At 74.6% G+C, this 20453-nt stretch carries 18 protein-coding genes and 1 pseudogene; 9 read left to right on the top strand and 10 right to left on the bottom strand.

Translation table 11 applies throughout. The annotated features are described in order from the left end of the window. Positions 1-163 precede the first annotated feature (163 nt). On the top strand, positions 164-859 hold the full coding sequence (locus ACIF8T_RS29805) for a M23 family metallopeptidase (RefSeq protein ID WP_400039203.1): 696 nt from the start codon (positions 164-166) through the stop codon (positions 857-859). Positions 860-871: 12 nt separating this feature from the next. Here the strand turns inward: ACIF8T_RS29805 and ACIF8T_RS29810 are convergent, their stop codons facing one another. After that, complete coding sequence (locus ACIF8T_RS29810; RefSeq protein WP_400039241.1) at positions 872-1468, bottom strand: TetR/AcrR family transcriptional regulator; 597 nt, start codon at positions 1466-1468, stop codon at positions 872-874. 123 nt (positions 1469-1591) lie between these two features. On the opposite strand from ACIF8T_RS29810, the gene ACIF8T_RS29815 reads away from it, so the two are divergent. The 3 genes from ACIF8T_RS29815 to ACIF8T_RS29825 all read left to right on the top strand — a co-directional run bounded on the left by ACIF8T_RS29815 (position 1592) and on the right by ACIF8T_RS29825 (position 4523). Continuing rightward, positions 1592-3160: an MDR family MFS transporter gene (locus tag ACIF8T_RS29815; protein WP_400039204.1), complete on the top strand. Its 1569-nt coding sequence runs from the start codon at positions 1592-1594 to the stop codon at positions 3158-3160. A gap of 355 nt (positions 3161-3515) precedes the next feature. After that, positions 3516-4028, top strand: coding sequence for a helix-turn-helix transcriptional regulator (locus ACIF8T_RS29820; protein WP_400039205.1), 513 nt, complete (start codon positions 3516-3518; stop codon positions 4026-4028). A 60-nt stretch (positions 4029-4088) separates the two neighbouring features. Beyond that, positions 4089-4523, top strand: coding sequence for a VOC family protein (locus ACIF8T_RS29825; RefSeq protein WP_400039206.1), 435 nt, complete (start codon positions 4089-4091; stop codon positions 4521-4523). Positions 4524-4547: 24 nt separating this feature from the next. Here the strand turns inward: ACIF8T_RS29825 and cseC are convergent, their stop codons facing one another. The 6 genes and pseudogenes from cseC to ACIF8T_RS29855 all read right to left on the bottom strand — a co-directional run. Next, positions 4548-5909 (bottom strand): two-component system sensor histidine kinase CseC, encoded by a 1362-nt coding sequence (cseC, locus tag ACIF8T_RS29830; protein WP_400039207.1) that lies wholly within the window; start codon positions 5907-5909, stop codon positions 4548-4550. Positions 5910-5946: 37 nt separating this feature from the next. Further along, positions 5947-6648 carry a two-component system response regulator CseB gene (gene cseB / locus ACIF8T_RS29835; protein WP_400039208.1) on the bottom strand — a complete coding sequence of 234 codons (702 nt, stop codon included), beginning with the start codon at positions 6646-6648 and terminating at the stop codon, positions 5947-5949. Between the two features lie 146 nt (positions 6649-6794). Beyond that, positions 6795-7394 (bottom strand): hypothetical protein, encoded by a 600-nt coding sequence (locus ACIF8T_RS29840; protein WP_400039209.1) that lies wholly within the window; start codon positions 7392-7394, stop codon positions 6795-6797. 83 nt (positions 7395-7477) lie between these two features. Beyond that, on the bottom strand, positions 7478-8017 hold the full coding sequence (locus ACIF8T_RS29845) for a SigE family RNA polymerase sigma factor (protein ID WP_400039210.1): 540 nt from the start codon (positions 8015-8017) through the stop codon (positions 7478-7480). A 330-nt stretch (positions 8018-8347) separates the two neighbouring features. Next, complete coding sequence (locus ACIF8T_RS29850) at positions 8348-9280, bottom strand: A/G-specific adenine glycosylase (RefSeq protein WP_400039242.1); 933 nt, start codon at positions 9278-9280, stop codon at positions 8348-8350. Positions 9281-10334: 1054 nt separating this feature from the next. Beyond that, positions 10335-10787, bottom strand: a pseudogene (locus tag ACIF8T_RS29855) (phosphatase PAP2 family protein); the annotation flags it as partial. A 114-nt stretch (positions 10788-10901) separates the two neighbouring features. On the opposite strand from ACIF8T_RS29855, the gene ACIF8T_RS29860 reads away from it, so the two are divergent. After that, complete coding sequence (locus ACIF8T_RS29860) at positions 10902-11726, top strand: hypothetical protein (protein ID WP_400039211.1); 825 nt, start codon at positions 10902-10904, stop codon at positions 11724-11726. A 317-nt stretch (positions 11727-12043) separates the two neighbouring features. Here ACIF8T_RS29860 and disA read toward each other — a convergent pair whose 3' ends face one another. After that, positions 12044-13168, bottom strand: a complete 1125-nt coding sequence (gene disA, locus ACIF8T_RS29865) for a DNA integrity scanning diadenylate cyclase DisA (protein WP_400039212.1) — start codon at positions 13166-13168, stop codon at positions 12044-12046. Positions 13169-13249: 81 nt separating this feature from the next. Further along, entirely contained in the window at positions 13250-14659 is a 1410-nt protein-coding gene (radA, locus tag ACIF8T_RS29870; RefSeq protein ID WP_400039213.1) for a DNA repair protein RadA, read from the bottom strand. Positions 14660-15032: 373 nt separating this feature from the next. On the opposite strand from radA, the gene ACIF8T_RS29875 reads away from it, so the two are divergent. Then, positions 15033-16733: a hypothetical protein gene (locus ACIF8T_RS29875; RefSeq protein WP_400039214.1), complete on the top strand. Its 1701-nt coding sequence runs from the start codon at positions 15033-15035 to the stop codon at positions 16731-16733. Between the two features lie 108 nt (positions 16734-16841). Here the strand turns inward: ACIF8T_RS29875 and ACIF8T_RS29880 are convergent, their stop codons facing one another. Further along, positions 16842-17717, bottom strand: coding sequence for a hypothetical protein (locus ACIF8T_RS29880; protein ID WP_400039215.1), 876 nt, complete (start codon positions 17715-17717; stop codon positions 16842-16844). Positions 17718-17801: 84 nt separating this feature from the next. On the opposite strand from ACIF8T_RS29880, the gene ACIF8T_RS29885 reads away from it, so the two are divergent. The 3 genes from ACIF8T_RS29885 (at position 17802) to ACIF8T_RS29895 (ending at position 20320) form a co-directional block, all read left to right on the top strand. Continuing rightward, on the top strand, positions 17802-18728 hold the full coding sequence (locus tag ACIF8T_RS29885) for a Ppx/GppA family phosphatase (RefSeq protein ID WP_400039216.1): 927 nt from the start codon (positions 17802-17804) through the stop codon (positions 18726-18728). A gap of 150 nt (positions 18729-18878) precedes the next feature. Continuing rightward, positions 18879-19709: a sugar phosphate isomerase/epimerase family protein gene (locus tag ACIF8T_RS29890; RefSeq protein ID WP_400039217.1), complete on the top strand. Its 831-nt coding sequence runs from the start codon at positions 18879-18881 to the stop codon at positions 19707-19709. Beyond that, positions 19706-20320 carry a TetR family transcriptional regulator gene (locus tag ACIF8T_RS29895; protein ID WP_400039218.1) on the top strand — a complete coding sequence of 205 codons (615 nt, stop codon included), beginning with the start codon at positions 19706-19708 and terminating at the stop codon, positions 20318-20320. Before ACIF8T_RS29890 ends, ACIF8T_RS29895 begins: the two co-directional genes overlap by 4 nt. The last annotated feature ends 133 nt before the right edge of the window (positions 20321-20453 follow it).

The following is a 20453-nucleotide window of genomic DNA, read 5'->3' on the forward strand; positions in this document are numbered from 1 at the left end:
GCGGTTACGTCAAGAGACGTGAATCACTGGGGTAAATTACTAGTTTCCGTCGTAGGTCACACTCTTGGGGATTTGTCGGCATTCGGGTTACCAAGGGATGGCCGTTCGGCGGACGCACTGTGCGCCGGGTGGTTCTCCTGTCCCCGTCTCCATGAGGTTCTCGATGTCCCAGCGTGTCTCGTCCCGTTCCGCCCGTACGTCCCGGCTCCGCACCCGCGCCACCGTCCTGGCCGCCGGCCTCGGAGTCACGGCCGTGCTGGGGGCCGGGGTCGCGGCCGCCGCCGACACCACGGCCGCGTCCGGTGTCGCCTCCGCCGTCCAGGCGCAGGCCGCCGCCCAGGCCAAGGCGGCGCAGGCCAAGGCCGCCGAGGCGGCGCAGGCCAAGAAGGCCGCGCAGGCCGCCGCCGTCAAGAAGGCCGCCGCGAAGAAGAAGGCCGCCCCGTCCTGGGTCGACCCGGTGAAGACGTACAAGCTCTCCGCGAGCTTCGCCCAGGCCGGTGGCATGTGGCAGTCCACCCACAGCGGCCAGGACTTCGCCGTGCCGACCGGCACCCCGGTCCTCGCGGTGCACGACGGCACGGTCGTCAAGGCGGGCGGCAACGGCGCGGGCGACGGTCCCGCGTACGGCAACGCCGTCGTCATCAAGCACGGCAACGGGTCGTACTCCCAGTACGCCCACCTGTCGAAGGTCAACGTCAAGATCGGCCAGGCCGTGAAGACCGGCCAGAAGATCGCCCTGTCCGGCAACACGGGCAACTCCAGCGGCCCGCACCTGCACTTCGAGATCCGGACGACCCCGAACTACGGCTCGGCCGTCGACCCGGTCGCCTTCCTGCGCACCAAGGGCGTGACCGTCTGACGGTCTCGGCCGTCAGGGGCGCCCGGTGCCCCGGTGGGCCTGGGTGACCAGGTCGATCGCGACCTCGAGGACCGCCTCGCGCTTCTCCCCGGGGTCGCCGTCGAGGTCGCGCAGGACGAACATCCCGGCGTGCAACGTGAACATGGCACTGGCGCAGCGGACCTGGTCGACCAGGTCCGCTTCCGGGTCGATGAGGATGTCGCGCAGGCCCAGCATGCGCTCCTTGAACGAGTCGCCGATGCGCAGTTCGCGCACCGTCGCCTGGTTCTCCTGCATGAAGCGGAACAGCGGCGCGGCCGCGGACAGCGCCGCCTCGTAGCGGCGGAGGATCTCCCGCTTCGTCTCCAGCGTGTGCGGCTGCTCCCGGCCCCACGCGACCAGGTCGTCGACCGGCCGGGTCAGGTCCTCGAAGATGCCGACCAGGATCTCTTCCTTGGTCTTGAAGTGGTAGTACAACGCGGCCTTCGTGACCTCCAGGCGCTCGGCGATCTCGCGCAGGGAGGTCTTCTCGTAGCCCTGCTCGGCGAAGAGTTCGAGCGCCACGTCCTGGATGCGCTGGCGGGTGTCCCCGCGGCGCCGCTGCCTGGTGCCGTCCATGGTGCCGCCCATCCTCCTACGCCCCGTGCTCACCGAAAAACTTACTTGACGACCGGCTAGTTACGCCCTTACGTTCCCTACTGTAGTAACTAGCCGGTCGGCAAGTAAGTAGCGGTAGGTGGGGGAGTGGACACCATGACGGACGCATCGGCGGCTCAGGCGGGGCCGGACGGGCGGCCCAGGAGCGTACGGGTCGTGCTGCTGGCACTGATGATCGCGATGATGCTCGCGATGCTCGACAACATGATCATCGGTACGGCGATGCCGACGATCGTGGGGGAGCTCGGCGGCCTGGAGCACCTGGCGTGGGTCGTGACCTCGTACACCCTGGCGACCGCCGCCTCCACCCCGATCTGGGGCAAGCTCGGCGACCTCTACGGCCGCAAGAGCACGTTCATGACCTCGATCGTGATCTTCCTGGCCGGGTCGGCGCTGAGCGGCATGGCCCAGGACATGGGCCAGCTCATCGCCTTCCGCGCCGTGCAGGGCCTGGGCGCCGGCGGTCTGATGGTCGGCGTCATGGCGATCATCGGCGACCTGATCCCGCCCCGGGAGCGCGGCAAGTACCAGGGCATGATGGCCGGCGTCATGGCGCTGGCGATGATCGGCGGTCCGCTGGTCGGCGGCACCATCACCGACCACTGGGGCTGGCGCTGGGCGTTCTACATCAACCTGCCGCTCGGCGCGGTCGCGCTGGCCGCGGTCGGCGCGGTCCTGCACCTGCCGAGGAAGCGGTCCGAGGCGCGGATCGACTACCTGGGCGCCGGCCTGCTGACCGTCGGCATCACCGCGATCGTGCTGGTCACCACCTGGGGCGGCACCGAGTACGCCTGGACCTCCGCGCGGATCATGGAGCTGATCGGCATCGGCGTCGCCGCCCTGGTCGGGTTCGTGTTCTGGCAGACCCGGGCCACCGAGCCGGTCCTGCCGCTGCACATCTTCCGCAGCCGCAACTTCACGCTGATGTCCGTCATCGGCTTCATCACCGGCTTCGTGATGTTCGGCGCGACGCTCTTCCTGCCGCTGTACCAGCAGTCCGTGCAGGGCGCCTCCGCCACCAACTCCGGGCTGCTGCTCCTGCCGATGCTCGGCGCCATGCTCGTCACCTCGATGGTCGCCGGCCGGGTGACCACGAACACCGGCCGGTACAAGGTCTTCCCCGTGGCCGGCGGCGCGCTGATGGTCGTCGGGCTGTACCTGCTGTCGACCATGGACACCGGCACCTCCCGGTTCACCTCCGGCGTCTTCATGGCGGTGGTCGGCCTCGGCATGGGCTGCCTGATGCAGATCACCATGCTGGTCGCGCAGAACAGCGTGGAGATGAAGGACATGGGCGTCGCGTCCTCGTCCAGCACCCTGTTCCGCACGCTCGGTTCCTCCTTCGGCGTCGCGATCATGGGCGCGCTCTTCAACCACCGCGTCCAGGACGTGATGGCCGAACGGGCCGGCGCGCTGGGCTCGAAGGTGACGGAGCAGTCCGCGCAGCTGGACGCGGCGAGCCTGGCGAAGCTCCCGGAGGCGGCACGCGAGGCGTACCAGCACGCGGTGTCCGCCGGCACCCACGGGGCCTTCCTGCTGGGGGCGGCCGTGGCGGTGGTCGCGCTGGTGGCGGCGGTCTTCGTCAAGGAGGTCCCGCTCAAGGGCGCCGGTCCGAAGCCCTCGCAGGACGCGCCGGCGCCGGCCCCGGTGACCGAGGCCGTCTGACCACGCGGAACGAAGGTCCCCAGGCTCCCGGGCGCCGGGCCTGGGGGCCTTCGCGCTGTCCGGGCGCCGGGCGGGGCGCTGCGGGGAGGCGGGAGAGGGATGCGCCGTGTTCGGTTGCCGGCCGGCGCCGGGCACTGTTGTCGGCCGAACGCCCCGTGCCCGGGTGCCGGACCGCACCGGGCATCGCTGTCGGCCGAACGCCCCGCCCGGCCGAACGCCCCGCACCCGGGGGCCGGACCGTGCCGCGCACCGCCGCGAGCCGGTGGTCCCCCGCCGCCCCCGGGCCGTGCCGCCCACCGCCGGGAGCCCGTCGTGCCGGGCCCCGTTGTCGGACCCCCGTGCCACCATCGGCCGTATGGACAAGGTGCGGCAGGTGCGGCTCGCCAAGGACGCCATGGACCGGGACTGGGCGGACCCGGAGCTGGACCTGGACGCCGTGGCCGCGCACGCCGGGTACTCGCGCTACCACTTCCTGCGGGCCTTCAAGGAGGCGTACGGCGAGACCCCCGGCCAGTACCTGACGCACCGCCGGATCGAGCGCGCCGAGGAGTACCTGCGCGTCGCCGACCTGACCGTCACGGAGATCTGCCACCTGGTCGGCTTCAGCAGCCTCGGCACGTTCTCGGCCCGCTTCAAGGCCCGCACCGGACTGACCCCGACCGAGTACCGGGCCGAGCACGTCGGCCGCGGGGCCGCGCTGATCCCCGGGTGCTACGCGATGCTGTGGGCCGGCGGCTTCCGGCAGCGGCGGGCCCCGCGCGGCAGCGGCGAGGGCGCGGGCGGCGGGGAGGGCGCGGGCAGCGGCGAGGGCGCGGGCGGCGGGGAGGGCGCGGGCGGCGGGGAGGGCAACATCGGAGAAGCGCCCTGAGCCCCGCCCTGCCTACGGTGACGAGCAGGACCGCACCACCGACTCCGGGAGCGCAGAGCCATGATCAAGGGCCTCGGCATCACCACCGTATGGACGTCCGACCAGCAGCGCACCAAGGCCTTCTTCACCGAGAAGCTCGGCTTCGAGGTGCGCAACGACCTCGCGCTGGGCGACATGCGCTGGATCACCGTCGGCGCCAAGGACCAGCCGGACGTCGAGCTGGCCCTGATGAGCCTGGACGGGCCCGGCCTGGACGCCGAGTCGTCCGGGGCGCTGAAGAAGCTGGTCGCCAAGGGCGTCATCGGCGCCGGCGCGTTCCGCACGGACGACTGCCGCGGCGACTACGAGACCTTCCGGGCGCGCGGGGTGGAGTTCCTCCAGGAACCGCAGGAGCGGCCGTACGGCATCGAGGCGATCTTCCGCGACGACAACGGCAACTGGTACTCGCTGACCGAGCGCAGCGACGAGCTCGACTTCTCCCGGCCCTTCGCCTGAGCCCGGGCGCCGGGCCGCCGACCGCTACTGCGGCAGCATCGGGAAGCTCCCGGTGTTCGTCGGCGCGTGCTCCGGCAGCCACAGCACCGCGACCGCGCCCTCGGCGGGCGCCTGCTCCGGCGCGCCCGCCGGGCGGATGTTGCGGAAGGTCAGCCGGGCGCCCAGCACGCGGGCCTGCCCGGCCGCGATGGTCAGGCCGAGCCCGTGGCCGCGGCCCGCACGGTCCTTGCTGCCGGTGCGGAACCGGCTCGGGCCCTCGGCGAGCAGGTCCTCCGGGAAGCCGGGCCCGTGGTCGCGGACCCGCACGACCCGGCCCTCGACGGTGACCTCGATCGGCGGCCTGCCGTGCCGGGCGGCGTTGGCGAGCAGGTTGAACAGCACCCGCTCCAGGCGGCGCGGGTCGGTCGTGACCTCGGACTCGTGCACCACCCGCACCTCGGCGTCCGGGTCCTTGGCCGCCACCCGCCGGGCGACGAACTCGCCGAGCAGGATGTCCTGGAGCTCGGCCCGCTCCGAGGCGCCGTCCAGGCGGGCCACCTCCAGCACGTCCTCCACCAGGGTGCGCATGGCCTTGGCCCGGTCCAGCACCAGCTCGGTCGGGCGGCCCGGGGGCAGCAGCTCGGCGGCGGTCAGCAGCCCGGTCACCGGGGTGCGCAGCTCGTGCGCGATGTCGGCGGTGACCCGCCGCTCGGCCTCCAGCCGCTGCCGCAGCGCGTCGGCCATCGCGTCCACCGCGCTGGCGAGGTCGTCGGTCTCGTCCCGCACCATCCCGCCGATGGCCTCCCGCACCCGTACGTCCGTCTCGCCGCCCGCGACCTGGTTCGCCGCGGCGGCCGCCTTGCGCAGCCGGCGCGACAGGTGCCCGCCGATGAGCACGCCGAGCGCGCTGCCGCCCAGGACCACCACGATCGAGCCGATCACCAGGGCCTGGTCGAGGTCCTTGAGGATGTCGGAGCTGCGGTCGGTGAACCCGGAGTGCAGCGACATCACGTGCCCGTTCTTCAGCGGCACCGCGGCCCATATGTCCGGCGCGTCGCCCGGCCGGTCGGCGACGTACGTGGCCCGCCGGCCCTCCTCGACCTTCTCCCGCAGCTCCGCGGGCAGCTCCGGGTCGTCGATCTTGGTGTTGGGGAAGTTCATCCGCCCCGACAGGTCGTAGTTGCGCTGCGCGATCATGATGCGCTCGTCGGCGAGGTCGCGCGCGTTGTCCAGCATCGACACCCGGGCCGCGTTGTGCACGACCAGGCTCAGCACCACCGCGATCAGTATGCCGACCAGCGCGATCGCCGCACTGAGCTTCCACCTCAGGCCCGTGCGGATGCCGGCGCGCTCCACGTACGCGGCCACCGGGCGCCGCCACGACGCCCGCCTCCACGCCTCCCGCATCCACGACCCCCGCATTCCCGCCCCCCGCATCCCCGGATCAGGCCTTCAGCTTGTAACCGAAGCCGCGGACCGTCTCGATGCGGTCCTGGCCGATCTTCGTGCGCAGCCGCTGGACGTGGACGTCGACGACCCGGGTGTCCCCGCCCCAGCCGTAGTCCCACACGCGTTCCAGCAGCTTGTCGCGGGAGAGCACGGTGCCCGGAGCCGAGGAGAACTCCAGCAGCAGCCGCATCTCCGTCGGCGTCAGCGCCACCGGCAGGCCGGCCCGGCGCACCTCCATGCCCTCGGTGTCGACCTCCAGGTCGCCGAAGGCCAGCACCCCGCCGGCCGCCCCCGCGTCCGGCTGCTCGGCCCGGCCGCCGCCGGCGTGCCCGAAGCGGCGCAGCACCGCGCGGATCCGGGCGACCAGCACGGCACCGTCGAACGGCTTGGTCACGTAGTCGTCGGCGCCCGCCTCCAGGCCCAGCACCACGTCGATGGAGTCGGCCCGCGCCGACAGCATGATCACGGGCACGGTCGACTCGTCCCGGATGCGGCGGCACAGGCTCACCCCGTCCAGCCCGGGCACCATCACGTCCAGCAGCGCGATGTCGGGGCGGTCCGCCCGGAACGCCTCCAGGCCCGACAGGCCGTCGGGCATCGCGGTGACCGCGAAGCCGACCCGCTCCAGCGCGAGCTGGGTGGCCTCGCGGATGACGTCGTCGTCCTCGACGAACAGGACGTGGGTCTGGTCTGCCATCCCGCTGCTCTCAGTTCTCGTGTGCTCTCGTGCGGTGCCGGGTGCTCGCCGGCCGTCCCTTGGGCGGACGCGGCAGGCGCGCGCCGGGTTCACTCCGGCGCCGCATCGGTCCCGGCGACCGGGCGGTGCGCGCCGTGCCCCGGCCCTCAGCTGTCGGGGACCGGCGACGGGGCGTCGCCGACGACCTTGCCGTAGTCGTTGTGGGTGCGGTACTCCTCGGTGAACCGGCCGCCCGCCGTCCAGCGGTACGTGATCACGTTCTCGCCGGACGGGCTCGACACCGGGTCGCCCCTCTCGTACACCTGCTTGGTCACGACCAGGTCGCCGCGGTCGATCTCCGCGTAGACCGGGGGCTCCTCGGCCTTGAACACGTTCGCGTAGCCGCCGTCCTCCTCGCGGTACACGTAGCTGCCCACGCCCACCGCGTCACCGCAGGTCAGCACGTTGACGACGACGTCGTCGGCCGAGCCGCCGGTGAGGTTGCCGTACGACACGTCGACCGGGTACTCGTCGGCGACGCACGGGTGGAGCTCGCGCTTGACCTCCGAGGAGACCTCCGGGTCGGACATGACGAGCTCGACCGCGTCCACCCGGTCGGGCGTCCGGGAGGGGGCGGCCGCGGGGGAGGCGGCACCCGCCGCCGAGTCGGCGTGGGCCGGACCCTCGTCACGGGCGCCGGTGCCGCCGGCGGCGCAGCCGGCGAGCAGAACCGCGAGGGCGGCGCACACGGCCGTCGCCGTGGTCACCGCCGGGAGGTCCCCCCGGACCCGCGGGGGCCCGGAGGACCGCCCGGGGAGCTCCGCGCCGTCCCCCGCCGGCCCCCCGTCGCTCAGGCCGCGCACCGCTCCCGCTCCTCACGCTCCAGCGCGCGTGCGTCCAGATCACGGGCCTCCAGCTCCTCGCGGAGCCGGGCGAGCGCCCGGTGCAGCGTGCTCTTGACCGTTCCGGCCGACATGCCGAGGGCGGCGGCCGTCTCCTCCGTGGACATCTGCTCCCAGTGTCGCAGCACCACGACACTGCGCTGCTTGGGAGCGAGCACCTTCAGGACGTCCATCAGCAGCGCGCGGTCCGCGTGCTGCTCGGTGGAGTCGTCGACGGAGGCGTCGGGGAGCTGCTCGGTGGGGACCTCCTCCAGCTTGCGGGCCCGCCACCACTCCGTCCGGGTGTTGATCATGACCCGGCGCAGGTAGGCGTCGGCGAGCCGCTTGTCCTCGATGGTCTCCCAGCGGCCGTACGTCCGCACCAGCGCGGTCTGGAGGAGGTCCTGGGCGTCCACCGGGTCCGGGACCAGCCGGCGGGCGCTGCGCAGCAGCGCGTCCTGCCGGGTGCGGACGTACTCCTCGAACTCGAGCACCTCGCCCTGCGCCATGTCGAACCGCCTCCGCTCCCCGTGACCGGCGGCCCCGCGCCGCCGGCTCCCCTTGCTCCGTGTGATGCGGACGAACCTACGGAGGCCGTGTCACGGCGCTGTCCGAGCAAGCCCGCGACCAGCGCGCGGCTGTGCGTCGGTTGTGTAACAGCCGTCGGAATCGGGTAAGGAGGCGGCCCGTTCAGGGCGGATATGGGGGTTTTGCCTCCCTCTCGGTGTCAACGATTCGCGTGACGAGTCACTCGTTCGGGTTACTCCCGTCAATGGGAGGGGAGAGGAACCGCCCGGTCGTGGCCGGAGGCCGGCCGCCCGCCCGCCCCCGGCCCCCCGTCACGTCAGCGGCAACCGGTACAGGCCGCCCGGCAGCGGCTCCACGAGGCCGTCGGCGACCAGGCCGTCCAGGGCGCGGGCGCGCTGGACCGGTTCGTGCCAGACCCGGTCCAGGGCCGCCTGGGGGACCGGTGCGTGGGCCTCCCGCAGGACGGCGAGGAGCCGGCCGCGCACCTGGCGGTCGGTGCCCGCGTAGGTCTGGCCGCGGCGCGGCGGCCCGTCGTGCGCGGGCTTGCCCGCCAGCCGCCACGCGCACTGCGCGGCGATCGGGCAGCGGTGGCACGACTCGTTCTTCGCCGTGCACACCAGCGCGCCGAGCTCCATGGAGGCGGCGGCCCAGCGGGCGGCGGTCCTCTCGTCGTCGGGCAGCAGCGCGCGGGCCAGTTTGCGCTCGGCGGCGGTGGTGGCGTTCGGCGGGTACTGCACGCCGGTCACCGCGCGGGCGAAGACCCGGCGGACGTTGGTGTCCAGGACGGGGTGCCGCTGCCCGTAGGCGAAGGAGGCGACGGCCGCCGCGGTGTACTCGCCGATGCCGGGCAGCGCGAGCAACTGGGCGTGGTCGGCCGGTACGTCACCGCCGTGCCGCTCCGTTATGGCGACGGCGGCGCCGTGCAGCCGCAGGGCGCGGCGCGGGTAGCCGAGCCGGCCCCAGGCGCGCACGGCCTCGCCGGGGGCCTCCGCGGCCAGGTCGGCGGGGCGCGGCCAGCGGGCCATCCACTGCTCGTAGACGGGCAGGACACGGCTCACCGGCGTCTGCTGGAGCATGAACTCACTGACCATCACCCCCCACGCGCCGGCCTCCGGCCGCCGCCACGGCAGGTCGCGGGCGTGCGTGTCGAACCAGTCGATGACGGGGGAGTGCAGCGGCTCTCCGGAAACGGGCTCCGGGACGGCGCGCACGCTCCCGGAGGAAGGCTCCGGGACGGCGGGCACGCTGCAGGAGGAAGGCTCCGGGACGGCGGGCGCGCTGCAGGAGGAAGGCTCCGGGACGGCGGGCGCGCTGTCGGGGGAGGGCTCCGGGACGGCGGGCGCGCTGTCGGGGGAGGGCTCCGGGACGGCGGGCGCGCTGTCGGGGGAGGGCTCCGGGACGGCGGGCCCGGTGGGGGCGTGCTCGCGGACGCTGTCGGCGAGGGGGTCGGCGGCGGGGTCGGCGGGACTGGTGTGCGGGGGTTTCGTGGGCGCAGTCATGGCCATTCGATCCTGCCACGCCGACCCGCCGTTGCGGCGGCAGCGCCACCCCCGCGGACGGCGGGCACCCGACGATCGGCGGGTGCCGCCCCGGCGCCCGCTCGTGGCGCCGGCCGCATGCGACGCCTCCGACCCGCCCGCCGCGGAGCGCCCTCCTGCGGGCGGCCCCGCGGTGCCGGCGGTCGCCGCGGACCGGCTCGGGCCGAACGAGCCGCGCCCGCTCCGGCAGCGGCCGGCCGGTCTCGCCGCGCTCGCCGTGGCGTCCGGCGTGTCCGGCGGCGGCCGCCAGCGTTGGCGCTGACGGCCGCCGCCGCTCTGAGCCGGACCCTGGCGCCCGCCCCGTTCCGCGTCTCCCGAGGCCCGGCGCTCGCCGTGTCCGCGCTGCTGCCGGGACCGCGCACGGCCGGGGCCCGCCCGGCGGCGGCCCTCCCCGCCGCCGTCGCGTCCGCCGGTCCGCCCGGCCCGGAACCACCTTCCGGCTGCACCTGGTGGAGGGCACGGTGAAGGCGTACGTCAGGGCGGCCCTCGACCGGCTCGGCGGGCGCCGCCGCGAGCGGGCGGCGATCGTGGCGCACGAGGCGGACTGGTGGAACCGTGAGCCCCGGCGGCGGCGCGCGGGCGGGCGGGGAGCGCCGTACGGGAGGTCGCGCGGGCCGGGAACGGTGAGCCGGCGCGCAACGGGCGCCGGGGAACGGCGCGGCGCCCCGGCCGGCCGGGTCACCGACCCGACGCCCGGGCGTACGGCGAGGAGGGCGCCGACCGTGCCGGCGGCGGGACCCGCGGCGACGTCGAGCGGGCAGGGCGCGCCGGCCAACACCCGTGAGAACACCGGAAACAGGGCTCGCGGCGCGGTCACCCGCACCGGCGTGCGGCGGACCGGGACCAGGGCGACGGACGCCGCGCCCGAGACGGTGGCGTGGCTGCTCGGGAACGACCGGCCGCCGCACGGCGGGCACCCGGCCGGGGAGCGCCGCCCCGCGACCGCGCGGCACGGACGCTCCCGCGCCACAAGGGACTTGAGCACCCCGCCGCACCCGTACGCCGGGACCGCCGCCGAGCGGCGGTGAACAGCGCGCCGAACACGAGGAGTCCGGCCTTCGTCCCGACACCCGCCGTGCGCCGTACCCACGTTGGAGTGTCGTGGGCGAGCCAGGTGATGCCGCGGTGGAGACCGGTGGCCGCGGAGTCCATGGTGACGGACGGTAGGCGTCGGGCCGGTGTCGTCACGTACTGCGACCGTCAGGGGGTGCACCCGGTGAAAGCCGGGGCGGACAGGGCACGTTGCGAAATGATGATCCGGAAAAGTTGTCGCTGTCAGCGGCGGGTGGGACGAGCGAAGTCGTCGATCTCTCGTACAGTTTTCGCCGTGGGATCTCTGCGCAATCCGGTCGGGCCGCTTCCCTCCTCCATCTACTGGCGTCGGAGGGTCGTTCTGGTGTCCGTGATCGCCCTGTTGGCGCTGCTGATGACGTGGATCGTCACGTCCGGCGGCGGCAGCGGCGACGGGGGCCGCGACAACGGGGCCGACGGCAAGAATCCCGCGCCGTCGATCACGCCGGGTCCGTCGAGTTCCGGACCGGCGATCAGCCAGGCGCCGGGCGGGCGCGACGAGTCGGAGGACGGGTCGGGCTCCGGGGGTTCGTCGGGTTCCGGCGGCGGCTCGGGCTCCGGGGACTCCGGGGGGAGCGACGGGTCGGGCGGCGCGGGCGGTGCCGCCGGCAGCGGCTCGCAGGGCGGCACGACCGCCGGGGTCGGCGCCGGCGACACGCTCCCGGCCGGCTCCGCGCTGCCGGAGTGCACGCCCAGCGTGGTCAGGTTCAGCCTGCGCAGCGTCCGCAACACCTACGGGCCCGGGCAGACGCCCACCTTCCGGCTGACCGCGCGCAACGTCTCGGAGCACGACTGCAAGGTCGACCTCGGCCCGAAGAACGCGGTCATGACGATCACTCAGGCCGACGACGAGGACGCCTACTGGGCGTCGGACGACTGCCCCAAGGGGCCGGCCAGCCTGGTCTTCCGGGTGCCGGCCGAGGACGGCATCACCTACACCGTGAAGTGGGACCGCAAGCCGAGCGCCGCCCGGTGCGCGACGCCTCCGGCGGGGTCCGCCTCGGCGGGCACGTACCTGGTGGAGGCGAAGGCACCCGGCTTCACGAAGGTGCAGACCTCGTTCGTGCTTAAGGACGACTGAGGGTCCCCGCCGGGAGACCAGGGGGAGTCGCCGCCGGGTGGCGGGACGCAGCCCCGCTCCGCCGGCCCGGCGCCGCCGGCCGCGTCCCGCTCCCGCGGGCCGACCGCACCCCTGCCGGAGGCGGGACGTCGGACCGAAGGCGGGACGGACCGCCGCAGCTCAGGTGGATCGCCGCGGGGCAGGTGGACCACCACACGTCACACGGACCGCCGAAAGCAAGCCGGACCGCCGAAGGCGAGTCGGATCCTCGCAGGCCGGACGGGCCCTGAGGCCGGACGGATCGCGGCAGGCCGGACCGGTCGCCTCGGGGCAGAGGGTCAGACGTACCGCTCCAGGATCGAGCTCTCCGCCAGCCGGGACAGCCCCTCCCGGACGCTGCGGGCCCGCGCCTCGCCCACGCCGTCCACCGTCTGGAGGTCGTCGACGCTCGCGGCGAGCAGCTTCTGCAGGCCGCCGAAGTGCTCCACCAGACGGTCGATGATCGCGCCGGGCAGGCGCGGCACCTTGGCCAGGAGGCGGAAGCCGCGCGGGGAGACCGCCGAGTCCAGCGTCTCGGGGGAGCCGGTGTAGCCCAGGGCGCGGGCCACCGTCGGCATCTCCAGGAGCTCGGCGTGGGAGAGGGCGTCGAGTTCGGCGAGGGCCTCGTCGACCGTGCGGGAGCGCTTCGCGGTCGGCTCGGGCACGTAGTCCCGCACGACCAGCTCGCGCTCCGGCTCCACGCCGGCGATCAGCTCGTCCAGCTGGAGGGCCAGCAGCCGGCCGTCCGTGCCGAGCTCGACCACGTACTCGGCGATCTCGGTGGCGATGCGGCGCACCATCTCCAGGCGCTGGGCGACCGCCGAGACGTCCCGGACGGTCACCAGGTCCTCGATCTCCAGCGCCGACAGCGTGCCCGCGACCTCGTCGAGGCGGAGCTTGTACCGCTCCAGGGTCGCCAGGGCCTGGTTCGCGCGGGACAGGATCGCCGCCGAGTCCTCCAGGACGCGGCGCTGGCCGTCCACGTACAGGGCGATCAGGCGCATCGACTGGGAGACGGAGACGACCGGGAAGCCGACCTGCTTGCTGACCCGGTCCGCCGTGCGGTGCCGGGTGCCCGTCTCCTCCGTCGGGATCGTCGGGTCCGGCACCAGCTGGACGCCCGCCCGCAGGATCTTGGACAGGTCCGAGGACAGCACGATGCCGCCGTCGAGCTTGCACAGCTCGCGCAGACGGGTCGCGGTGAACTCGACGTCCAGCACGAAACCGCCCGAGCACAGTGCCTCGACGGTCTTGTCGGAACCGAGCACGATGAGTCCGCCGGTGTTGCCGCGGAGCACGCGCTCCAGGCCGTCACGCAAGGCGGTACCGGGTGCCACGGCGCTCAGCGAGGCGCGCATCAGGCCATCGGAACCGGCACTCCCACCAGACTTTCCGGGAGCTGCTGCCCGGTCGTTGGCTGCCACTGCACTCCTCCGGTCGCAGGTTCTGGGGCGCCCCCGTTGCGCACTCTGGGTTCGTACGGACGGGCGAGACCAGGGCAAAGTCTACCGGCGGTCCTCCGCCTCCCGTGGGGCCTCTCGGCGACGGGAGCGCGGGAGGACCCGCAGGGCGTCCCCGATGTCCGCGACTTCCAGCACCTTCATACCGGCCGGGATCTTGCCCGGATCGCCCGGCACCAGGGCGTGCGTGAAGCCCAGGCGGTGGGCTTCGGCGAGCCTGCGCTGCACGCCCGTGACCCGTCTGACCTCGCCCGCGAGGCCGACCTCGCCGATCGCGACGAGGTTCTTCGGCAACGGGGTGTCGCTCGCGGCCGACGCCAGGGCGAGGGCGACGGCCAGGTCGGCGGCCGGTTCCGAGAGCTTCACCCCGCCGACCGTTGCGGAGTAAATGTCCCGTTTGCCCAAGGCGCTGATTCTGCCGCGCTGTTCCAGCACCGCGAGCATCATCGAGACGCGGGAGGTCTCCAGTCCGGACGTCGTGCGGCGCGGGGAGGGGATCTGCGAGTCGACCGTGAGCGCCTGCACTTCGGCCACCAGCGGGCGGCGGCCCTCCAAGGTGACGGTCAGACAGGTGCCCGGGACCGGTTCGGCCCGGCGTGTCAGGAAAAGTCCGCTGGGGTCCGCCAGGCCCGTGATGCCCTCGTCGTGCAGTTCGAAGCAGCCGACCTCGTCGGTCGTGCCGTAGCGGTTCTTGACGCCCCGTACGAGGCGCAGGCGGGCGTGCCGGTCGCCCTCGAAGTGCAGGACGACGTCCACCAGGTGCTCCAGCAGGCGCGGGCCGGCGATCGCGCCGTCCTTGGTGACGTGGCCCACCAGGAGGGTCGACATGCCGCGCTCCTTGGAGGCGCGGATCAGGGCCCCGGCGACCTCGCGCACCTGCGCCATGCCGCCGGGCGCGCCGTCGATCTCCGGCGACGCCACCGTCTGCACGGAGTCCATGATCAGCAGGGACGGCTTGACCGCGTCCAGGTGGCCGAGCACGGCCGCCAGGTCGGTCTCGGCGGCGAGGTAGAGGTGGTCGTCGATGGCGTTGATGCGGTCGGCGCGCAGCCGGACCTGGCTGGCCGACTCCTCGCCGGTGACGTACAGCGTGGGGTGCTCCTCGCTCGCCGACTTGGCCGCCACGTCCAGCAGCAGCGTCGACTTGCCGACGCCGGGCTCGCCCGCGACCAGCACCACCGCGCCGGGCACCAGTCCGCCGCCGAGCACCCGGTCCAGCTCGGGCACGCCGGTGGAGCGGGCGGCGGCCTGGCGGCCGTCGACCTGGCCGATGGGCAGGGCGGAGGTGGTGACGCGGCCCGGTGTCGTCGTGCGGACGGCGGGCGCGCCGTACTCCTCGACGGTCCCCCAGGCCTGGCACTCGGGGCACCGGCCGAGCCACTTGGTCGTCTGCCAGCCGCACTCGGTGCAGCGGTAGGACGGGCGGTCCTTGGTGGACTTGGTACGGGCAGCCATGACGAAACCGTAGCCTGCGCCACTGACAGCGGGCCGCCGCGGCGGTGCGGGACCGGAGCCGCGGGCTCCGCCGGGGCCGGCCGCGACCGTCCCTCGTCCGGTTCGGGACCGGCCCCCGGCCGGTTCGGAACCGACCCCCGGCCGCCCCCGAGCCGATCTCCGACCGCCCCCGAGCCGATCTCCGGCCACCCCCGGCCCCACCCCGGCCGCCCCCGGATCAACCCCGCGCCGACCCCGGTGCCGCCCCCATCAACCCCCCCGCCTCCCCGGAACGAAAACCTCCTGTCCCCTTATGAGGGATCGTTTCACCCGTACGGATTAAAAGTGCGCAACGCGCCAGAAGGCGCCACCCCCGGCCGCCTACGGTCGCCGAATGACGAGCAGTGGTCCGGAGACCTCGACCCGCACGACCGGCGCGCACCGGGCGCGCAGGGAGGTGCGCGACCGTCCCGCGGCGGCGCGCACCCTGGTGCAGCGGCCGCCCGCGCGCTACGAGCCGTACCTGGACGGCCTGTTCACCTACTGCCTGTCCGTGCTGTGCGACCACGACGCCGCCACCGCCGCCCTGGGCGACGTCCTCGCGCTCGCCGAGCGCCGCGGCCGGCACGTCCCCGAGGCGGCCGGGGACCGCCGGGCCTGGCTGTACGCGCTGGCCCGCTGGGCGTGCCTGCGCAAGCTGGCCGAGGCCAAGCAGAAACGTCAGGCCACCCACGCGGCGGGCCGCGGCGACCGGCAGGACGACGCGCCGTCCGACCCGCCGGTCCCGCCGGAGGTCCGGGAGCGGCGGCGCCGGGAACTGGCCCTGCTGGCCTGGCCGGAGGCGGCCGGTACCACCCCCGAGCAGCGCGAGGCCCTCGAACTCGCCGTGCGCCACCACCTCGCCGCCCGCGAGGTCGCCGCCGTCCTCGGCATGGACCCGGCCGCCGCCCGCGCCCTGCTGGCCTCCGCCGCCTGCGAGGTCGAACGCACCCGCGCGGCCCTCGCCGTGGTCGAGACCGGGGCCTGCCCGGGCGTGGCCCCCTTCACCGGGGACCGCCAGTTCGTGCTCAGCGCGACCCTGCGCCGCGAGCTGGTGCGGCACGTCGACGACTGCCCGCGGTGCCGCCGCACCGCCGAACGCGCGATGCCCGGCCGCTGGCCCGGCACCAGCGTCACCCCCGACGAGCTGCCCGTCCTCCCCGCGCCCCGCGCGGCCCTGCACGCCGCCGGCGCGCCGCACGCGCGCGTGCGGCGCGGCGCGCCCCGCTTCGACCGGCGCGGCTTCCCCGTGGACCCCAAGGACCGCGCGGCCCGCAGGGACCGCCTGCGGGCGCGCGCCGTCACCACGACCGTCGTCGCCACCGTGGTCGCCGCCCCCGTGATCGCCCTGTGGGCCGCCTACCGGGGCACGCCCGCCGGCGAGGGCGCGGACGGCCGCACGGCCACCGCGCGCGAGGCGGACGACCCGGCGGGCCTGGACGGCGAGGCGGTCGGCGGCGGCTACGAGAACACCGGCAACGCCCGCACCCGGCCCGGCGCCCGCTTCGGCAGGGACGGCCGGCCCGACGTGTCCGTGGAGGTCATCAGCGTCGCCGGCGCCGGCCGCAAGGGCGCGGCCCGCCTGGAGGTCACGGCCGGCAACAGCGGCGACACCACGCTGATCACCCTGACCGCGACCGGCTCGGAACCGGTGCGCTGGTCCGCGTCCACGGGCGCCGGCTGGCTCTACCTCAGCCAGTCCGCAGGAACGCTCCGCCCGGGCCGGTCGTCGACGATCAGGGTGTACGTGGACCAGCTGCGCGAGCCGTCCGGGCCCTGGAGCGCGCAGGTGGCGGTCGCCCCCGTCGGCGCCGTCGTCTCCATCAAGGGTTACGGCACCGCGCCCGGCACCCCGGGTCCCCGCCCCGGCACCCCGCCCCCGGCCCGCCCGGACCCGGCCCCCACGACCTCCGCGCCCCCGGCCCCCGTGCCGAGCACCCCGCCCCCGTCGTCCCCCGCCCCGGACCCGACGCCCACCGAACCGGCCCCCACCGGCCCGACGAGCTCGGCATCCGCGCCGACCGGCGGCGACACCCCGAGCCCGGCCGCCTCGTAGGGCCCGGTGCGCACGGGCCGGGGAGCGAGCCGCCCTCCGGGCACGGGCCGGGCGCGAGCGGGCCGGGGCGCCGTCCCCGCCCGCCCGCACCCGGCCGCTCCGGCCGTCTCAGCCCGCCGGATCCGCGGGATGCGGCGCGAGCAGCGGCAGGTGCGAGGCGAGCCGCTCCTCGCACAGCTCGACCAGGCGGTCGTAGCCGGCCTTGCCCATCAGCTCGGTCAGTTCCGCCCGGTAGGAGACGTACACCGGCTCGCCCGCGCCGTGCGCCGAGGTCGCCGACGTGCACCACCAGTGCAGGTCGTGGCCGCCCGGGCCCCAGCCGCGGCGGTCGTACTCGCCGATCGACACCTGGAGCACGCGCGTGTCGTCGGGCCGGTCGATCCACTCGTACGTCCGCCGGATCGGCAGCTGCCAGCACACGTCCGGCTTGGTCTCCAGCGGCTCGCGGCCCTCCCGCAGGGCGAGGATGTGCAGCGAGCAGCCCATGCCGCCCGGGAAGCCGGGCCGGTTCTGGAAGATGCAGGAGCCCTGGAAGGGGCGGGTCTGGCGGTCGCCGTCCTCGTCCTCGGACACCCAGCCGTTGGCGGTGCCCTCGGCGTGGTGCTGCCAGATGTCCGGGGTGAGCCTCGCCACGTGCTCGGCGACCCGCTTCTCGTCGTCCTCGTCGGAGAAGTGGGCGCCCAGGGTGCAGCACCCGTCGTCCGCGCGGCCCGCCTGGATGCCCTGGCAGCCGCTGCCGAAAATGCAGGTCCAGCGGGAGGTCAGCCAGGTGAGGTCGCAGCGGAACACCTGCTCCTCGTCCGCCGGGTCGGGGAACTCCACCCACGCGCGCGCGAAGTCGAGGCCCTTCTCGTCGTCCGCCGGCGGCTTCCCCGGCGCCTGCGGCGCGTCCACCCGCGAAGGGACGGAGAACCTCTCGCCCTTTCTGCCCTTCTTGGCGGGCTTGGTCGGCTTTTCGTCCTTCGCCTTTTTCGTCTTTGGCACGCGACCAGGGTAAGACTCCGCGATCCGTTCCCGGGACGGCTCCGGGGGGCCGCGGACGGGCGGGCGGGCAGTAGCGTTCCCCCCATGAGACTCGGTGTCCTGGACGTGGGATCGAACACGGTGCATCTGCTGGTGGTGGACGCGCACCCCGGCGCGCGCCCGCTGCCCGCGCACTCGCACAAGGCCGACCTGCGCCTCGCCCAGCTTCTCGACGACAGCGGCGCCATCGGCCCCGACGGCGTCGACCGGCTGGTCGCCGTCGTGCGCGACGCGCTCCAGGCCGCCGAGGACAAGGGCGTCGAGGCCCTCCTGCCGTTCGCCACCTCCGCCGTGCGCGAGGCCCGCAACGCCGACGAGGTCCTCACGCGCGTGCGCACCGAGACCGGCGTCGAACTCCAGGTCCTCACCGGCGCGGAGGAGGCCCGCCTGACGTTCCTCGCCGCGCGCCGCTGGTTCGGCTGGTCCGCCGGGAAGCTGCTCGTCATCGACATCGGCGGCGGCTCCCTGGAGATCGCGTACGGCATCGACGAGGAGCCCGACGCCGCCGCGTCCCTGCCGCTGGGCGCCGGCCGCCTCACCGCGGGCTGGCTGCCCGGCGACCCGCCCGACCCGCAGGACGTGCGCGCCCTGCGCCGCCACGTGCGCGCGGAGATCGCCCGTACGGTCGGCGAGTTCGCCCGCTTCGGCCCTCCCGACCACGTGGTGGCCACCTCCAAGACCTTCCGGCAGCTCGCCCGTATCGCCGGCGCCGCCCGCAGCGCCGAGGGCCTGTACGTCCAGCGCGAGCTCAAGCGCCAGTCCCTGGAGAACTGGGTGCCGCGCCTGGCCTCCATGACCGCCGCCGAACGCGCCGAGCTGCCGGGCGTCTCGGCGGGCCGGGCGGGCCAACTGCTGGCCGGCGCCCTGGTCGCCGAGGGCGCGATGGACCTGTTCCGCGTGGAGACCCTGGAGATCTGCCCCTGGGCGCTGCGGGAGGGCGTGATCCTGCGCCGGCTGGACCACATGGCGTAGCGCCCGCGCCGGGCCCGCACCGCCCGCCGGACCGGCACGGGCACCCGTGCGCGAGCCGCGCCGGGACGCGCGCGGGTCGCGTATGAGGATCCCCACAACGGCGAAGAGGGACCCCGCGGCGGGCGGGTCCCACCCCGTAACCTGTCCCTCGTGGCAGAAGCAAGGGACGTTGTCCGCATCCCGGATGCGAAGGTCGCCCTGTCGACGGCCTCCGTCTATCCGGAGTCCACGGCGACGGCCTTCGAGATCGCCGCGCGCCTCGGGTACGACGGGGTCGAGGTCATGGTGTGGACCGACCCGGTGAGCCAGGACATCGACGCCCTGCGCCGCCTCTCCGACTACCACCGCATCCCGATCCTGGCCGTGCACGCCCCCTGCCTGCTGATCACACAGCGGGTGTGGTCCACCGACCCCTGGACCAAGCTCCAGCGGGCCCGGGCGGCGGCGGAGAAGCTGGGCGCCGGCACGGTGGTCGTCCACCCGCCGTTCCGCTGGCAGCGGCAGTACGCCCGGGACTTCGTCACCGGAATCCAGCGGATGGCGAACGAGACGGACGTGCGCTTCGCCGTCGAGAACATGTACCCCTGGCGCTACCGGGACCGCGAGATGCTCGCGTACGCCCCCGACTGGGACGTGACGAACGACGACTACCGCCACTTCACGATCGATCTCAGCCACGCCGCGACCGCCCGCACCGACGCCCTCGCCATGCTCGACCGCATGGGCGACCGCCTCGGCCACGTCCACCTCGCCGACGGCCGCGGCTCGGCCAAGGACGAGCACCTGGTGCCCGGCCGCGGCACCCAGCCCTGCGCCGAGGTGCTGGAGCGGCTCGCAGGGAGCGGCTTCGACGGCCACGTCGTCATCGAGGTCAACACCCGCCGCGCCCTGTCCAGCGCGGAGCGGGAGGCCGACCTGGCCGAGGCGCTCGCCTTCACCCGCCTGCACCTGGCCTCGTCACTGAAGGTCCCGCGGCGGTGACCGGGACCGCGCCCCGGCGCCGGGGACGCCCTCCCCGGGAGGACGCCGCGGACGCCCCGGCCGCCCGCGACCGCATCCTGGAGGCCGCGCGCGAGGAGTTCTCCGAACACGGGTACGACAAGACGTCCGTGCGCGGCATCGCCAAGGCGGCCGGCGTCGACGCGGCGCTCGTGCACCACTACTTCGGCACCAAGGAGCAGGTCTTCGAGGCCGCCGTCGCGCTGGTCTTCGCACCCGCCATGGAGGCGCCGAAGGCCGTCGAGGAGGGCCCGTTGGACGGTGTGGGGGAGCGCCTGACGCGCTACGTCCTCGGCGTCTGGGAGAACCCGGCGACGCGGGCCCCGCTGCTCGCGATCGTCCGCTCCGCCGTCAACAACGAGACGGCCGCCGCCGTCTTCCGCCGCCTCATCGCCTCGCGGGTCATGCGCCGCATCGCCGTCCGCCTGGACACGCCGGACGCCGAGCTGCGGACCGAGCTCGCCGCCGCCCAGCTGGTGGGCACCGCCCTGCTGCGGTACGTGATCAAGGTCGAGCCGCTGGCGTCGGCGGACCCCGAGCAGATCGTCGCGCGGCTGGCACCGGTGGTGCAGGGGCACCTGACCGGGCCCTGACCCCGGTCCGGCTCCGCCCCGGCCCCGTTCCGGCCTCGCGGAGCGCCCGCGGAGCCGAGACACGCGTCCCGCATTTCGGACACCCTGTCCCGCCCTCTGGATGACGGGCGTACGCTCGACGTCAGTCAGAACT

Origin of the sequence: Streptomyces sp. NPDC085946 (assembly GCF_044540485.1) — a bacterium.
GTDB lineage: Bacteria > Actinomycetota > Actinomycetes > Streptomycetales > Streptomycetaceae > Streptomyces.

Excerpts from the sequence above, each read along its gene's own strand:
- ACIF8T_RS29875 (WP_400039214.1), top strand. The coding sequence starts at position 15,033 with ATGACGAGCAGTGGTCCGGAGACCTCGACCCGCACGACCGGCGCGCAC.
- radA (WP_400039213.1), bottom strand. The coding sequence starts at position 14,659 with ATGGCTGCCCGTACCAAGTCCACCAAGGACCGCCCGTCCTACCGCTGC.
- cseC (WP_400039207.1), bottom strand. The coding sequence starts at position 5,909 with ATGCGGGAGGCGTGGAGGCGGGCGTCGTGGCGGCGCCCGGTGGCCGCG.
- cseB (WP_400039208.1), bottom strand. The coding sequence starts at position 6,648 with ATGGCAGACCAGACCCACGTCCTGTTCGTCGAGGACGACGACGTCATC.
- ACIF8T_RS29820 (WP_400039205.1), top strand. The coding sequence starts at position 3,516 with ATGGACAAGGTGCGGCAGGTGCGGCTCGCCAAGGACGCCATGGACCGG.
- ACIF8T_RS29885 (WP_400039216.1), top strand. The coding sequence starts at position 17,802 with ATGAGACTCGGTGTCCTGGACGTGGGATCGAACACGGTGCATCTGCTG.
- ACIF8T_RS29805 (WP_400039203.1), top strand. The coding sequence starts at position 164 with ATGTCCCAGCGTGTCTCGTCCCGTTCCGCCCGTACGTCCCGGCTCCGC.
- ACIF8T_RS29810 (WP_400039241.1), bottom strand. The coding sequence starts at position 1,468 with ATGGGCGGCACCATGGACGGCACCAGGCAGCGGCGCCGCGGGGACACC.
- ACIF8T_RS29845 (WP_400039210.1), bottom strand. The coding sequence starts at position 8,017 with ATGGCGCAGGGCGAGGTGCTCGAGTTCGAGGAGTACGTCCGCACCCGG.
- ACIF8T_RS29815 (WP_400039204.1), top strand. The coding sequence starts at position 1,592 with ATGACGGACGCATCGGCGGCTCAGGCGGGGCCGGACGGGCGGCCCAGG.
- ACIF8T_RS29825 (WP_400039206.1), top strand. The coding sequence starts at position 4,089 with ATGATCAAGGGCCTCGGCATCACCACCGTATGGACGTCCGACCAGCAG.